Genomic DNA, 14,689 nt, shown 5'->3' with positions numbered 1-14,689 from the left:
TTACAGGGAGAAACCCTCGGCTTTATTGGCAACGTTTCGTTGTTAGTGAGACCTTTACCAGCAATGGTAAAGGCCCCTTATTGTCTTTTTTAGGACCCTTACCATGTTTGGTAGGGTCCTTTTTGTATACAAAGAGAGGAGAAATAAAAATGAAAAAACTTATTAGTAGATTAAGAGTTGTATTTCATGTTCGTCGTTTTGTCCCATTTCTATTTGACTTTTTTACTTCAAAAGAGGTTTCAATAAAGAAGAAAATTTTATCCATTGCTTTTTTAGTTGGTTATGTAGCGATGCCGCTCGATTTAATTCCAGACTTCTTACCATTTATCGGTATTTTAGATGATATTGGAATTGTGTTATTCATTTTGAACCGAATTGTAAAAAATGGCGCCAGTGCAATTGCAAGAAAAGCATAATGTAAATATTGGATAGGAGTTAAAAATATGGAGCAAATTATTTTAGATATAATCGAGTTTTTAAAGCAGTTTTCTTATTTTGGAGTTGTACTGGCTTTAACGTTTGAATTTATTCCAGCAGAAGTCGTTTTGCCTATGGTTGGATATTGGGTATACGAGGGAGATATGAATTTTTGGCTAGCTGTATTAGCTGGGACACTAGGGGGAACGACAGGGCCGTTAACGTTATACGCACTCGGTTATTACGGTGGTCGTCCTCTATTAATAAAATACGGAAAATACTTCTTTATTAAAGAAGAACAAATTCAAAAAGCAGACGATTTCTTTGAGAAATATGGACCAGTTGTAGCATTTGTTGGACGCTTTGTACCGGGAGTTCGAACGCTTATCTCTGTTCCATGTGGTATGGCGAAAATGAATATATGGAAATTTAGTATATATACATTTGTAGCAATGTTTCCGTTAACGACTTTGTATATTTATTTTGGAATGAAATTAGGTCCGCATTGGGCAAAAGCGGCGGATGTTGTTGGGCAATATATGCTACCGATATTACTAGTCGTAGTTATTGTTGTAGGTGGTATTTTAATCTATAAATTTATGAAAAAAAGAAAAAGAACGGAATCTATCTAGTCATTGGTACTGGAATTTGCATATTTTTTGAAAATAGATGAATAGTACAGGCAAAAGACTCTGAGGGACATACACATATAAGGAATAAGTAAGAGAGAGGGGAAACTTCTATGTCTTGTGAATGCTCAGGGGCGGCATTAACGTGTTGTCCAGATAAAAATTATGTGCAAGATAAAGTGTGTAGTCCATGGTCTGCTACTGTAGTTGCAACAGCAATTGATAATGTTCTTTATACAAATAATATTAACCAAAATGTAGTTGGTACTGGTTTTGTTAAATATGATGTTGGTCCAGGTCCAATTACTGTAGAAGCGCTTGATTCTGCTGGGGCTACAATTGATACACAAACATTAAACCCAGGAACGAGTATTGCTTTCACGTATCGTCGCTTTGATAGTATACAAGTTGTGTTACCTGCAACACCTGCTGGAACGTATCAAGGAGAATTTTGTATTACAACACGTTATCCACTTTCATAGCAGAATAGGAGAGGATCAAAATGGGAATGAGAAGTTCCGGTTTGTCTTGTTGTTCTAATAAAACACTTGTGCAAGATCAAGTATGTACAGACTGGTCTATTACAGGTGCTGGTACTCAAATTGTATATACGAATAATATTACACAAGAAGTATATGGTTCAGGTTACGTGAAATATGATGTAGGGGCAGCGCCGATTACAGTTGATTTTTTAGTAGGTGCTACAGTAGTTGATACAATTACTGTACAACCACAAAGTAGTGGTACTTTCACTGTACGATATTTTACGACTGTCCGAATTACTACGACAGGAACAACTGTTAATCAAGGAGAGTTTTGTATTACTGTACGTTATCCAATTTCATAAAAAAGCATACCGTAAATGGTATGCTTTTTTTATTAAGGAAGTAATGAAATTGGTATTCTATAAGCAACATGTAAATTGGCAACAGTACTTACCTTCTAAATATAGTGAAGGATTACTTTGTATATTGATAACCCTGACTGACTCTAAATCTTTTCCCGTGTACGATATTGTATTACCAGGAAACACAGTGAAAACATTAGTTACTGCTCCAACAATTTGAATTGTAATTGCTTCTGTGCTGCTAGTACTATTGTAAACTGAGACATTACCTGATATAAGTAGTATCCCATCACTTTGCCATAGTATCATTGATTGTGATGCATCTTTGACAGAGGGGATGGTGTTATTCGTTATGAGGAAATTCCCTGCAAATTCATTAGTTACTCGCTCACAACTTGGATTTGGAGGAGGGGGCGGTGGACAAGGGTCTGGACAAATGATAGATAAAGGAGCGAAACAGCCAATATTTTTTTTGTTCTTCAATACAACCCCTCCTTTTAAGTTGTCTTTTACTATTATTAAATGTAGAAGCATGGCCGATGTGTTAAAAAAAGAAGGAAATGTTAAAAATTAAGATTGTCTAATAGGCTTAAACCTTAAATTATCATTAGTGTTATAGAAAAGATTATATGTGAATAGCCATAGGAAAAGAATGATCAGACTCTTTTAGACAAAAGGTGGTTGTATACAATAGTACGAGGAATGTTGGACTTAACTTCTAATTAACTGTATATTTACAAAAATCTAATAAAATTCATTTGTTATTTAAACGAAATTAATATGTTTTAGATAAAATAGCCCTTGTAATGAATCAATTATTATGAGGAGGATTCACGTGGACAGAACAGCTTTACGAAAAGTAAAAGGTCTTATTGGATTATTAATGGTTTTTGTATTAGCATTCGTATCATTTCCGTGGAGTACATCAGTCAAAGCGGAAGAGAAGAAGCAAGAAAAGGCACCAAGTGAAAAGAAGATAGTTTTTCCAGTTGTAAGTGATGTACATATTAAAAATAGTGGAACGGATGATACGTTTCGCTGGAAAAGAGCGATTGAACAGTTTAATACACTTGCACCAAAGCAAGATGCGTTCGTAATTGTGGGAGATTTTACTGATTCAGGATCGGTACAACAATACGATCGTTTCATGCAAGTATATAATGAAAATGCAAATAAAGATGCGGTACGAATGAACTCTCTTGGTAATCATGATTATTGGAATGGTTTATCTGTAGAAGGAGCACAGAAGCGTTTCTTAGAAAAAACAGGAATGAAATCAATTTATTATCATAATGTGGTAAAAGGTTATCATTTCCTTGTTATGTCTCCAGAGGATGGAACAACTCATGGATATTATTCGGACAAGCAAATTAATTGGTTAAAAGAAGAGATGGCAAAGGCGCAAAAAGATGATCCGGAAAAACCTATTTTCGTATTTTTACATCAGCATATTAAAGATACAGTATACGGTAGCCAAGAATGGGGAACAAAAGATAGTGCGAAAATTAATGAGATATTAAAACAATACCCACAAGTTATTACGTTTTCCGGCCATTCACACTATCCGCTAGATGATCCAAGATCGATTCACCAAAAAGACTTTACATCAGTTGGCACATCTTCAGTAAGTTATATGGAGGTTGAAGGTGGTAAAGTACAAGGAAATATCCCGTCAGGAGCTAGTACATTAAGCCAAGGTTTATTAGTAGAAGTAGATGATAAAGAAGTAACGATTAATCGCCGTGATTTCCATACGAATTCTTGGACAGGTGAACCGTGGAAAATTCAGTTGCCATCAAAGAAAGAAACTTTTACACATGTAGAAGATCGTGATAAAGAAAAGCCGTATTTTGCAAAAGATGCAAAGTTATCAGTATCAAATGTAACTGAAAATGCAGCAACAGTAACATTCATGCAAGCATTGGACAACCTTCTTGTTCATTCTTACCGTGTACAAGCTAGAGATAAGCAAACGGGAGAAATAAAGAATAAATTGTTAGCATTCTCAGAGTTTTATCGTGATCCAGTGCCGAAAGAACTGACATTTACACTTGCAGGACTAGATGGCGGGAAAACATATACACTAGAAGTCGTTGCGATTGATTCATTCGGCAATGAAAGTGTACAACCGTTAACGGCAGAAATTACTACGAAAAAAGATAATATTGACCCGAATGTGAAAGTACCAAAGGCGGATGTTTTTGATGTGAGCTTTGCAGATGGTACATTTAAAGACAATTCATCATTTGGTACAAAAGGTGATGTTAAGGGCAATGTGACTATTGAATATGATAAAGCATTGAAAAAGAATGTTATGAAGCTAAACGGAAAAGCAAATACATTTGGATATCTTCCGTTTTCAGCAGCACAAAAAGAGAAAGTAGCAAATACGTTTACGTTAGAAACTGTATTTTCAATGAATGAACTCCGCGGGCAAGGTATTTTACAAAATACAGAGAGCGGCGGAATTGGTTTTGAATCTACAGGAAGTGGATATGTTGAATTATGGGCTCATATTGGCGGTAGCTATAAGCGTGTTGGCGTTCAATTAGCGGCAAATAAAACGTACCATTTAACTGGAACGTATAATGGAAGTGAAGTAGCTATTTACGTAGATGGTAAAAAAGTAAATAGCCAACCAGCTACAGGGAAAGTATATCACCCGAACGTACCATTTGCACTTGGTGCAGATCCAGATAGTAACGGAAATGGTGGTATTCCGTTAAATGGACAAATTGCGCTTGCGAAATTATATAGTAAAGCGTTAAGTTCTTCAGAAGTATTAGCAGCATATAATGAATTTTCTAACCGCACAAAGTTAGAGGAGGTAAACGCGTTATATGAAGAGCTTGGGAAAGTAAAAGAAATGTTAGTTGGAACGTATGAGTTTGGTGATAAGCCAGGTCAATACTCAAAGGAAGCATTTCAAGAATTAGAGAAAAGCTATAATAATGCAAAGCAAGTATTTGAAAATGTAGGAAGTACTGGAGAGCAAATCGTTCAAACGTATAACGAATTAAAAACAGCTAATGTAACATTTGTACAATCAAAAGTGGCAGAAGAACAACCGAAAACACAGAAAGAAAAATTACAAATCAATATTGAATCTGCAAAAGCGTTAGTGAAAAAAGCGCAAGCTGCAAATGTAACGGACGGTTCAGTGAAATCATTGAGTCAAAAAATTACAGTGGCAGAATCTGTGTTAAAAGATGCGACAGTAAAAGATGCACAAGTAGAAACGATGAATCGTACGATGGAATACGCGATTTCACTCGTTGAAAAAAGCATAAACAAATAAGAGAGAAGAAAAGAAGCTTATCATGATAGGCTTCTTTTTTGTTATACTAAAAGTAGTATAGAATGAAGGAGCGAATAATTTGGAAGAGAAAAAGCTAAAAAGAATTCTTGAATATGTATGGATTGCGGTTGTGCTCCTTGTAGGATATTATTTCTTAAAAGAGAAAAGTATATGGGTTTTATTTTTAATGACGTTTTTATTAGCGGGTTTAGGCACGTTATTTATTAATTTCTTTTTTGATAGTTTAAATGCATGGAAGAAGAAAAAGAAGGGAACGAAGTAAAGGGGGGAACATATGCAAAAGTGGAAGCTTATATATCAGGTGATTATTTTTTTATTGCTTGTAGGTATTGGCGTTTTTACATATTCTACACCAATAGGAAATTGGGCATCGTTTACAGCTTGCATCGGCATATGTTTCATTTTACAATCGTTAACGAAAAAACATACGAATATCGAAAGATAGCTCGCCGTTTTATCGGCGAGCTATTTTGTTATGCTTTTTTCTTTGTATCGTCTGTGTTTTCAGTAGCTAAATGACTATGCTTTCTAGAGTAGAAGAAATAGAAGCATAAGCCGACTATAAGCCAAGCTATAAAGCTAATCCATGTCGTTTTAGACAAATTAATCATTAAATATAAACAGCAAAGAATCGCGACAACTGGTAATACAGGTACGAAAGGTGCACGGAATCCTCGTTTTAAGTCAGGGTGTGTTTTTCGTAAAATAAGTACCGCGCAGCAAACGAATGTAAAGGCTGTTAACGTACCGATGTTTACTAAATTCGCTAGTAAATGTAAGTCTAAAAGTCCTGCTAGTAAAGCGGCAACAACACCAGTGATCCATGTGTTTAATAAAGGGACTTTTACTCTTTTATTTACACGTGCTAGCGCTTTTGGAAGTAGTCCGTCTCGGCTCATCGCATAAGAAACGCGAACTTGTCCGTACATAACGACTAAGAGGACGGTTGTCATTCCAGTCATCGCTCCAACAGCGAGTAGTCCTGCAATTGTATCTTCGCCAACGAAATGTAAGGCAAACGCAACTGGATCAGAAACATCTAATTGTGTATATGGAACCATACCTGTTAAAACGAAAGATACAATCATGTATAAAACAGTACAAATAAGAAGGGAACCGATAATGCCAATTGGTAAATCGCGCTGTGGTTTTTTCGTTTCTTCTGCAGCGGTTGCGATTGCATCAAAGCCTAAGAAGGCGAAGAACACAGTGGCAGCCCCAGTAATAATACCGTCGTATCCGAACGGAATGAACGGTGTCCAATTTTCAGGTTTTACATATTTTGCGCCTGCTACGATAAAGGCGATAATGACAGCTAACTTGATAAGAACCATAATGTTATTAATGCGTGCGCTTTCGCGTATACCGAAACTTAAAAGTCCCGTAATGAGTAGTAAAATACAAACAGCTGGTAAATCGATAAGACCGCCTTTTCCTACGCCAGGGGCCGAGGCTATTATGGCGGGCAGATGGATGTTAAATCCTTGTAGTAAAGATTGTAAATAACCAGACCAACCGACAGCGACTGCAGCGACTGCAAGTAAATATTCGAGCATTAAACACCAGCCAACGATAAAGGCGACGACTTCTCCGACTGTCATGTATGCGTAAGTATATACACTTCCTGAGACAGGAATCGAAGAAGCAAATTCGGCATAACAAAAGGCTACGCATGCACAAGTAAATGCAGCAATAAGGAATGATAGCATAATACCAGGACCAGAATGTTTCGCTGCGACAATACCTGTTAATACAAAAATCCCTGTTCCAATTACGGCGCCAATTCCTAAAAATGTTAAATCGAGTGCCGTTAATGTTCTATCTAGCTGCCGTGGTGATTCAGTACTAAGCGGTTTTTTTCGTAATAATGACTTCACTTTGGACTCTCCCCCCGTTTTTTCATTTCCATAACTGCGAATATAGTATGAGCCCACTAGAAAAGAGTATGTAGGTAAATGGAGGTACAGTTATGGTATGTAGTTTTTTAAAAATTCTGGATTAATTTTATTATAATTCAGAATATTTTGTCAAATAAAAATATGACAAATAAAATGCGAATAAATAGGGGAAACTACTGGCAGGAATGGACGAGGGTTAATGACCCACTCATTAAAGTTAAAGTAGGAGCAGATGCTATGTTATTTTATTTTGAACTTGTTGTCATTTTACTTTGTACGAAATTAGCTGGCGATATTAGCGTAAGACTCGGCCAGCCTTCTGTACTTGGTAAATTGCTTGTCGGTATTATTATCGGTCCGGCTGTACTTGGTATTATTAATAGTTCTGAATTGATCGATGAACTGAGTGAGATTGGTGTTTTACTGCTTATGTTTATGGCAGGGCTTGAAACAGATTTAGAAGAGTTAAATCGGAATTTGAAATCATCATTTGCAGTAGCGGCTGGTGGAATTATTTTTCCTTTCATCGGTGGTTATGTAACAGGGTTGCTGTTTGGATTAATACAATCTCATGCAATTTTCTTAGGTTTATTACTTTGCGCAACGTCAGTTAGTATTACGGTGCAAACGCTAAGAGATTTAGGGAAAATGAATACGAGAGAAAGTACAACGATTTTAGGTGCTGCTGTCTTTGATGATGTCATCGTCGTTATTTTATTAGCGTTTGTTATGAGTTTTTTAGGAACGCAAGATGTGAATATAACACTTGTTATCGTAAAGAAAATTATTTTCTTTGTCAGCATTGTTTTTATCGCATGGAAAGTTGTTCCATGGATTATGAAAATGCTTGTACCGCTTCGTGTAACTGAGGCATTAATTAGTGCAGCTCTTATTATTTGTTTCTCTTTTTCGTATTACAGTGAAATGATGGGGATTGCAGGTATTATCGGAGCATTTGCAGCCGGAATTGCCATTTCTCAAACAGAGTATAAGCACGAAGTAGAACATAAAATTGAACCGATTGCGTATGCGATATTTGTGCCAGTGTTCTTCGTAAGTATCGGAATGGAAATTACATTTCAAGGAATTGGAAGTCAGCTTTGGTTCATTATCATCATGACGCTTATCGCGATTTTTACAAAGTTAATCGGATCAGGTTTAGGAGCAAGATTAACAGGATTCAACCTTCAATCTTCAATTAGTATCGGTGCGGGAATGGTATCACGTGGTGAAGTAGCGCTTATCATTGCAGCGAATGGACTTACAGCGAATTTATTGGCGAAAGAAAATTTCACAGCGATTGTTATTGTTGTTATATTAACAACGATTATTACACCACCGCTTTTGAAGAAGTATTTTGTATAGAGAGGAAGGGCTTATCTGATGTAGGTAAGCTCTTTTTTTATTGGAAAAAGCGATAGGCATATAGCGTGAATAGGTTGTAATTATGGTAAAATCTACGTATATCATAAGTCGAGGGGAGAAAATGTGTGAAGATTACGAAGGGAAAGGTTATCGGTGTAATCACACTTATTGCACTATGTATACCGTTTACTGCATGGAAAGAGTCAAAAGTGAAAGACTTTCCAGTTTCTATTTTTTCTTCCTACGTAGAAGACGAAAATCCGAAAGACTATAAGTACACTGCTTTTGTATCTGACTTTGCAATTTGGATACGTGGATGGGAAAAACAGCGATCTGAAGGTGAAATAACGTCATATAAAAAAGGGGATCGAACTGTAATTGTTCACCATCCACCTGGTAATGATGGTTTTTATTTATATGATACAAATGAGATTAAAGAATATAAGCAACCGTAAGAAGTGGAGGTTAAATAGTGAAAGCTTCAACGTTACTATTTAAAATTGAAAGTAATATGGATCAATTTTCACCAGCTGAAAAGAAGGTTGCCATGTACATAATGGGGAATGCAGAAATTGTTCCGAATTTAACGACGAAAGAAGTGTCAACGAATGCAGGCGCAAGTGAGGCGAGTGTTGTTCGCTTTTGTAAATCGATTGGAATCGGAAGCTTTAAAGCATTTAAAATCGCGCTCGTTCGTGAATTAACGATTGCTGATTATAATATTAACGATTTTTCAGTGATGAATACGGAAGATGGACCGTACGATTTGTTTAATAAAGTTACATATGTGAATAAAGCTGCAATTGAGGCGAGCGTGACGGCTATAGATAAGAAGGAACTTGAGAAAGCAGCGGACATTATTGTAAATGCGGATAAAATTATCTTTTACGGAGTAGGTGGATCAGCTACTCCGGCGATGGACGGGGCTTATAAATTTACAAGGCTCGGATTTACAGCGATGATGCTATCAGATTTTCATATGATGTTGCCGCTTGTGACGAATTTAAAAGAAGGCGATATATTTGTGGCGATTTCAACATCTGGTCGTACGAAAGATGTACTTGAAATGGCGCAATATGCGAAGAGACAGGGCGCAACTGTTATTGCGATTACGAAGCTCGATCAATCCTCACCGTTATATAAAGAGGCGGATATTCGTCTTTGTATGCCAGATGTAGAACAAGATCATCGTATTGCAAGTATTGCTTCGAGAATGACACAACTCAATATGATTGATGCTTTATATGTGATTACGTTTAATCGTATTGGTAATAAAGTGTTGGATCAATTTATGGAGACAAGAGAAGAAGCTCTTCGGTTACGGAAGTTAAAATGAAAAGATGGGGAAACCCATCTTTTTTTGCATACTGACATAAAGTGAAACTTTAATAATTGGGGGTTTTGTTCATCCCCCAATTATTATTAGCCCTCACCAATCGGACTTTTACAGGCAGTTGATCCCCCACCTATCTTTTTTGCTTTCGCTGAATTTGAGGTGGGGGTCTTACTACCAGTTAAAGTGGGATAAATTCGTCATGAAAAGAAATAAAATTTCATAAAATAATAAAGTGATATTGATTTTAAGTTTCTTAAAGTTATAATAAAAGTATGAAATTAAATTTCAGGGCAGGTGGTAATATGTTAGAAAATTTATCGACAGAACATCGGAATGAGAAGACGATGAATTTAGATGAGATGAGCATAAAAGAAGTGTTGCAAAGTATGAATGAAGAAGATCGAACTGTTGCATTAGCAGTTGAAAATGAAATAGAAGAAATTGAAAAGGTTGTACAGATTGTTATTAAATCCTTTGAAGATGAGGGCCGACTAATTTACATTGGGGCTGGTACGAGTGGCCGTTTAGGTATTTTGGATGCGGTGGAATGTCCGCCGACATTTGGCACAGATGATAAAATGGTGCAAGGATTTATAGCAGGTGGATTGAAAGCGTTTACTAAGGCGGTGGAAGGTGCCGAAGATCGCGAAGAGTTAGCAGGAGAAGATTTAAAAAGTATTGGATTAAATGAGAAAGATACAGTGATTGGAATTGCGGCAAGTGGTCGAACTCCTTATGTAATTGGCGGCTTGAAATACGCACATAGCGTGGGAGCGAGTACAGCTAGTATCTCCTGTAATAAAAATGCTGAAATAAGTAAATATGCAAAACTAAATGTGGAAGTAGAAACAGGCGCAGAAATTTTAACAGGATCAACACGTTTGAAGGCTGGCACAGCGCAAAAATTAGTGCTGAATATGATTTCAACAGCTTCTATGATTGGTGTGGGGAAAATATATAAAAACTTAATGGTAGATGTTCAATCCACAAATGAAAAGTTAGTAGAACGATCAAAACGAATTATTGTGGAAGCAACAGGGGTTAGTTATGAAGTAGCAGCGGAGTATTATGAAAAAGCAGAACGTAATGTGAAAGCTGCGATTGTTATGTTGTTATTGCAGTGTGAGTATGGGGAAGCACTGGAAAAATTAAAAGAAGCGAAAGGGTTTGTGAAGAAGGCATTATAAAGTAATAGGGAGGGGGATTCTATTATGAAGAAAGAAGAGAGAATGGCCAAAGAAATTTCAGAGCAACTTGGGGGAGTAAAGAATATTCGTGGCATTGCTCATTGTATGACGAGACTGCGATTAACGCTTCATGATGAAAGTAAAGTGGATATGGACCTTTTGAAAAAGGTTGAAGGGGTTATGGGCGTTATTGAAGATGAGACGCTTCAAGTTGTTGTTGGGCCAGGGACAGTAAATAAAGTAGCAGCTGAAATGGAAGGTTTAACGGGACTGCGAATTGGTGAGGTGGCAGATCATCACCTTGAAGATCTTGGGCAAGAGATGAAGTCAGAGAGGAAGAAGAAAAATAATACGCCAGTGAAAAACTTTTTAAGAAAAATAGGAAGTATTTTCATTCCGTTAATTCCAGGTCTTGTTGCGTCAGGTATTATAAACGGGGTTGCTAACTTTGCGAAAAACGCAGGTGCTGATCCGAATGCAACGTGGCTACAAATGTTACTACTCATTGGCGGCGGTATCTTTACATTTTTAGGGATTTTAGTCGGCTGGAATACAGCGAAAGAATTTGGCGGGACACCAGTTCTTGGGGCAATTGCTGGTATATTAATTTTTAACCCAGCGATGGCGAATGTAAAATTATTCGGTGAAGCGCTTGTACCCGGACGGGGCGGATTGTTTGCAGTTATTTTTGCAGCGTGGCTTATGGTTGTAGTGGAAAGACAAGTTCGAAAAGCAGTGCCAAATGCAGTTGATATTATTGTGACACCACTCATTACTGTATTAGTCGTAAGTATCGTAACGATGTTAGCAATTCAGCCGATAGCAGGTTTCTTATCTGAAGGAATTACAAGCGGAATTAACGGTATTTTAAATATTGGCGGTGCATTTGCGGGAGCAGTGCTTGCAGGAACATTTTTACCGCTCGTTATGGTCGGATTACATCACGGTTTAACACCAATTCATATGGAATTTATTAATCAAACGCACGTAACGCCTTTATTACCAGTACTAGCAATGGCAGGTGCTGGGCAAGTAGGAGCAGCGATTGCGATTTTTGTAAAAACGAAAAACAAACGACTTCGTAACGTAATTAAAGGTGCATTACCAGTTGGATTTTTAGGAATTGGCGAACCGTTATTATACGGGGTTACATTACCACTTGGGAAACCGTTTCTTACCGCTTGTTTAGGTGCAGCTGTCGGCGGTGCATTCCAAGCAGTTATGAAAACAGCGGCACTTGGAATTGGCGTATCAGGATTATCTTTAATTCCGTTAATTGCTGATAATAAATATTTATTATATTTCCTTGGATTAGTAGTGGCATATACGTTCGGATTCATCTTTACGTACTTCTTCGGATTCAAAGAAGAAATGGCAGAAAACATATAGAGAAAGGGATTCCTTTCTCTTTTTCTATTCATAGAAAGGGAGATTCATATGATAGGAGTTTCAATTTACCTTGCAAAAGAACGAGTGAAGAAACAAGAAGAGTGGCTAAAAGTAGCGAAGGAAAACGGATTTACATCTATTTTTACATCATTGCACATTCCTGAAGATGATCCAAATACGTATAAAGAGTTAATTCAAATACTTGGGAAGCAAGCTCTCGAAAATGAAATGGAATTAATGGTTGATGTTTCTCCGAAATCGTTACACCATTTAGGTATGACGTACGAAAATGTCGAGGAGTTAGTAAACTGGGGCATTACTGGTTTACGAATGGACTATGGCATTGCGCCGAAAGAAATTGCACGCGTATCCCATAAAATGAAAGTAGCTTTAAATGCGAGTACGATGACAGATTCATTTTGGGAAGAGTTAATCATAGAAAATATAAAGGTAGAGAATGTAGAAGCGTGGCATAATTTTTATCCACGTCCAGAAACAGGACTAGCAAAATCATTCTTACAAAAACAAAATGAATACTTACATGAGTGCGGAATAAAAACGATGGCATTTATTCCGGGAGACGGTGAAAAACGTGGTCCGCTATATGAAGGCTTACCGACGTTAGAAAAGCACCGTAATATGCGCCTGCTTGAAGCGTACTTAGAACTTGTACAAGATTGTGGTGTCGATAAGGTGTTAATCGGGGATATAAGCGGAAGTGTAGAAAGTGTACAAGAGATAGCAAGTGCGAGTAGAGGAATTATTCCGCTGCGGTATGAGCCATTAATAGAGAAAAATGAAGTATTAAAAATGGTAGAACAAGTGCACACAAATAGACTAGATCCAGCTCGTGATGTCATTCGCTCTGTAGAATCACGAGAAGAAAACAAGGTGATTGTACAGCCGATGCCTACCATTGTAAGAAAGAAAGGCAGCATTACAATTGATAATGAATTGTATGGTAGATATGCTGGAGAGATGCAAGTTGTTGTACAGGATTTGCCTGTAGATGAGAAAGTGAATGTTGTTGGAATGGTTGTAGAAGAAGACTTGTCTTTATTGCCGTATGTTGGTGCTGGAAAAATGTTTCAACTTTTTTTGTGCGATAGAGTAAAAGCCTGAATTAGCGCTATTTTGTAAGAAAACATTATCCGTAAATGGGATAATGTTTTTTGTTTTCTTTAAAAAAGTATTTGACGAATGAAATGAAATAACGTATTGTTTTGACTTGTAAATAAAAGTTCACCATAACAAAACAAAAAGGAGAGTTCAAAATGAACCAATATATTGGGAATTTAATTATTCGTATCGTGTTAGGAGTGACATTCTTTGCGCACGGTTTAGCGAAGTTTCAATCAGGTATCGATAACGTAGCAGGATGGTTTACAAGTATCGGCTTACCGGGTGGTCTTGCGTATGGCGTGGCAACTGTGGAATTAGTTGGTGGTATCTTATTAATTATCGGTTTAGGCGTAAAATATGTAGGATTGTTATTTGCACTTATTTTAGCTGGAGCTATTGTAAAGGTAAATGGAGCAGCAGGTTTATTAGGAGATGGAAAGAATCCAGGATATGAATTAGATCTTGCATTACTAGCAATGGGTGCGTATTTATTTGTTGTAAAAGCAGAAGGATATATAGATCGTTTCTTAAAAGAGAAAGTAATGAAAACGAAGTAAACTTATTTATAAATTGTTGACTTGAATCATCATTGTAACTATAATGATTACAACGTGTAGATTAAGAGTAAAACAATTTAAAATTTTTTTTGCGCAAGATGTAATGATATTGGTTACATCTTGTGCAAAAAATAAATAAAATGGGAGGAAGTAACATGCCTAAATCAAATTTAGAAATTATTCGAAGTACATATGAAGGATCGGCTTCTTCGAATGCAAAACATTTAGCAGAAGCCCTCTCTGAAAAAGTAGAATGGACAGAGGCAGAAGGATTCCCGTATGGGGGAACTTATATAGGTTTGGAAGCAATAATGGAAAATGTATTTAGCCGATTAGGATCAGAATGGGATGATTATAAAGCGAGTGTAAATATGTACCATGAAGTAAACGCAAAAGATGTAATTATTGCGGAAGGTGTTTATTCAGGAGTTTATAAAGAAACGGGAAAATTATTTGAAGCAGATTTTGTTCACGTATGGCAGCTGGAAAACGGAAAAATCATAAAATTCAAGCAATATGTGGATAGTTATATTGTACAAGAAGCGATGAAGGTTTAAAATGAAATAAGGAAAAAAATGGAATCGGCTGTGCGCAGGCGATTCCATTTGTTTATGTGATTATTA

Annotated in this window: 17 protein-coding genes and 1 pseudogene; 16 read left to right on the top strand and 2 right to left on the bottom strand. The window is 36.8% G+C overall.

The annotated features are described in order from the left end of the window. Positions 1–149 precede the first annotated feature (149 nt). From MR115_RS19740 to MR115_RS19725, 4 genes and pseudogenes are all read left to right on the top strand, one after another. A pseudogene (locus MR115_RS19740) lies at positions 150–432 on the top strand (YkvA family protein). Between the two features lie 11 nt (positions 433–443). Next, complete coding sequence (locus MR115_RS19735) at positions 444–1,049, top strand: DedA family protein (protein WP_242242467.1); 606 nt, start codon at positions 444–446, stop codon at positions 1,047–1,049. Between the two features lie 110 nt (positions 1,050–1,159). Beyond that, on the top strand, positions 1,160–1,528 hold the full coding sequence (locus MR115_RS19730) for a DUF3992 domain-containing protein (protein WP_088062054.1): 369 nt from the start codon (positions 1,160–1,162) through the stop codon (positions 1,526–1,528). Positions 1,529–1,548: 20 nt separating this feature from the next. Further along, a complete protein-coding gene (locus MR115_RS19725; RefSeq protein ID WP_000525802.1) occupies positions 1,549–1,893 on the top strand; it encodes a DUF3992 domain-containing protein in 345 nt (114 codons plus the stop codon). 57 nt (positions 1,894–1,950) lie between these two features. Here MR115_RS19725 and MR115_RS19720 read toward each other — a convergent pair whose 3' ends face one another. Then, the gene (locus MR115_RS19720; protein WP_242242550.1) at positions 1,951–2,331 is read right to left on the bottom strand and encodes an S-Ena type endospore appendage; all 381 of its coding nucleotides are present in this window, start codon (positions 2,329–2,331) and stop codon (positions 1,951–1,953) included. Between MR115_RS19720 and MR115_RS30085 the strand changes: the two genes are divergently transcribed. The 4 genes from MR115_RS30085 to MR115_RS19700 all read left to right on the top strand — a co-directional run bounded on the left by MR115_RS30085 (position 2,219) and on the right by MR115_RS19700 (position 5,657). Next, positions 2,219–2,467: a hypothetical protein gene (locus tag MR115_RS30085; protein WP_308443125.1), complete on the top strand. Its 249-nt coding sequence runs from the start codon at positions 2,219–2,221 to the stop codon at positions 2,465–2,467. The genes MR115_RS19720 and MR115_RS30085 overlap by 113 nt on opposite strands. A 261-nt stretch (positions 2,468–2,728) precedes the next feature. After that, on the top strand, positions 2,729–5,191 hold the full coding sequence (locus MR115_RS19710) for a LamG-like jellyroll fold domain-containing protein (protein ID WP_242242464.1): 2,463 nt from the start codon (positions 2,729–2,731) through the stop codon (positions 5,189–5,191). Between the two features lie 79 nt (positions 5,192–5,270). Then, entirely contained in the window at positions 5,271–5,474 is a 204-nt protein-coding gene (locus MR115_RS19705) for a hypothetical protein (protein WP_000391504.1), read from the top strand. A gap of 12 nt (positions 5,475–5,486) precedes the next feature. Next, a complete protein-coding gene (locus MR115_RS19700) occupies positions 5,487–5,657 on the top strand; it encodes a hypothetical protein (protein ID WP_242242462.1) in 171 nt (56 codons plus the stop codon). A gap of 28 nt (positions 5,658–5,685) precedes the next feature. On the opposite strand, the gene MR115_RS19695 is transcribed toward MR115_RS19700, so the two are convergent. Further along, positions 5,686–7,089, bottom strand: coding sequence for a branched-chain amino acid transporter BcaP (locus MR115_RS19695; RefSeq protein WP_242242461.1), 1,404 nt, complete (start codon positions 7,087–7,089; stop codon positions 5,686–5,688). Between the two features lie 162 nt (positions 7,090–7,251). Between MR115_RS19695 and MR115_RS19690 the strand changes: the two genes are divergently transcribed. The 8 genes from MR115_RS19690 (at position 7,252) to MR115_RS19655 (ending at position 14,623) form a co-directional block, all read left to right on the top strand. Beyond that, entirely contained in the window at positions 7,252–8,475 is a 1,224-nt protein-coding gene (locus MR115_RS19690; protein WP_242242457.1) for a cation:proton antiporter, read from the top strand. 125 nt (positions 8,476–8,600) lie between these two features. Beyond that, entirely contained in the window at positions 8,601–8,930 is a 330-nt protein-coding gene (locus tag MR115_RS19685) for an outer surface protein (protein ID WP_242242455.1), read from the top strand. Between the two features lie 17 nt (positions 8,931–8,947). Beyond that, entirely contained in the window at positions 8,948–9,811 is an 864-nt protein-coding gene (locus MR115_RS19680) for a MurR/RpiR family transcriptional regulator (protein ID WP_098373926.1), read from the top strand. Positions 9,812–10,113: 302 nt separating this feature from the next. Continuing rightward, positions 10,114–10,998 carry an N-acetylmuramic acid 6-phosphate etherase gene (gene murQ, locus MR115_RS19675; protein ID WP_242242454.1) on the top strand — a complete coding sequence of 295 codons (885 nt, stop codon included), beginning with the start codon at positions 10,114–10,116 and terminating at the stop codon, positions 10,996–10,998. A gap of 24 nt (positions 10,999–11,022) precedes the next feature. Beyond that, the gene (locus tag MR115_RS19670; protein ID WP_242242452.1) at positions 11,023–12,387 is read left to right on the top strand and encodes a PTS transporter subunit EIIC; all 1,365 of its coding nucleotides are present in this window, start codon (positions 11,023–11,025) and stop codon (positions 12,385–12,387) included. Positions 12,388–12,435: 48 nt separating this feature from the next. Further along, on the top strand, positions 12,436–13,509 hold the full coding sequence (locus MR115_RS19665; protein ID WP_242242451.1) for a DUF871 domain-containing protein: 1,074 nt from the start codon (positions 12,436–12,438) through the stop codon (positions 13,507–13,509). A gap of 152 nt (positions 13,510–13,661) precedes the next feature. Beyond that, the gene (locus MR115_RS19660; protein WP_063263500.1) at positions 13,662–14,066 is read left to right on the top strand and encodes a DoxX family protein; all 405 of its coding nucleotides are present in this window, start codon (positions 13,662–13,664) and stop codon (positions 14,064–14,066) included. Positions 14,067–14,221: 155 nt separating this feature from the next. After that, entirely contained in the window at positions 14,222–14,623 is a 402-nt protein-coding gene (locus tag MR115_RS19655) for a nuclear transport factor 2 family protein (protein ID WP_242242449.1), read from the top strand. Positions 14,624–14,689: the final 66 nt, after the last annotated feature.

It is taken from the genome of Bacillus cereus group sp. BfR-BA-01309, from assembly GCF_022664315.1.
Classification (GTDB): Bacteria; Bacillota; Bacilli; order Bacillales; family Bacillaceae_G; genus Bacillus_A; species Bacillus_A mobilis.
This window is presented reverse-complemented; position numbering and strand designations above follow the sequence as displayed.

Coding starts and splice junctions, on each gene's coding strand:
- MR115_RS19660 (WP_063263500.1), top strand. CDS start 13,662: ATGAACCAATATATTGGGAATTTAATTATTCGTATCGTGTTAGGAGTG.
- MR115_RS19665 (WP_242242451.1), top strand. CDS start 12,436: ATGATAGGAGTTTCAATTTACCTTGCAAAAGAACGAGTGAAGAAACAA.
- MR115_RS19735 (WP_242242467.1), top strand. CDS start 444: ATGGAGCAAATTATTTTAGATATAATCGAGTTTTTAAAGCAGTTTTCT.
- MR115_RS19670 (WP_242242452.1), top strand. CDS start 11,023: ATGAAGAAAGAAGAGAGAATGGCCAAAGAAATTTCAGAGCAACTTGGG.
- MR115_RS19725 (WP_000525802.1), top strand. CDS start 1,549: ATGGGAATGAGAAGTTCCGGTTTGTCTTGTTGTTCTAATAAAACACTT.
- MR115_RS19700 (WP_242242462.1), top strand. CDS start 5,487: ATGCAAAAGTGGAAGCTTATATATCAGGTGATTATTTTTTTATTGCTT.
- MR115_RS19690 (WP_242242457.1), top strand. CDS start 7,252: ATGACAAATAAAATGCGAATAAATAGGGGAAACTACTGGCAGGAATGG.
- MR115_RS19655 (WP_242242449.1), top strand. CDS start 14,222: ATGCCTAAATCAAATTTAGAAATTATTCGAAGTACATATGAAGGATCG.
- murQ (WP_242242454.1), top strand. CDS start 10,114: ATGTTAGAAAATTTATCGACAGAACATCGGAATGAGAAGACGATGAAT.
- MR115_RS19730 (WP_088062054.1), top strand. CDS start 1,160: ATGTCTTGTGAATGCTCAGGGGCGGCATTAACGTGTTGTCCAGATAAA.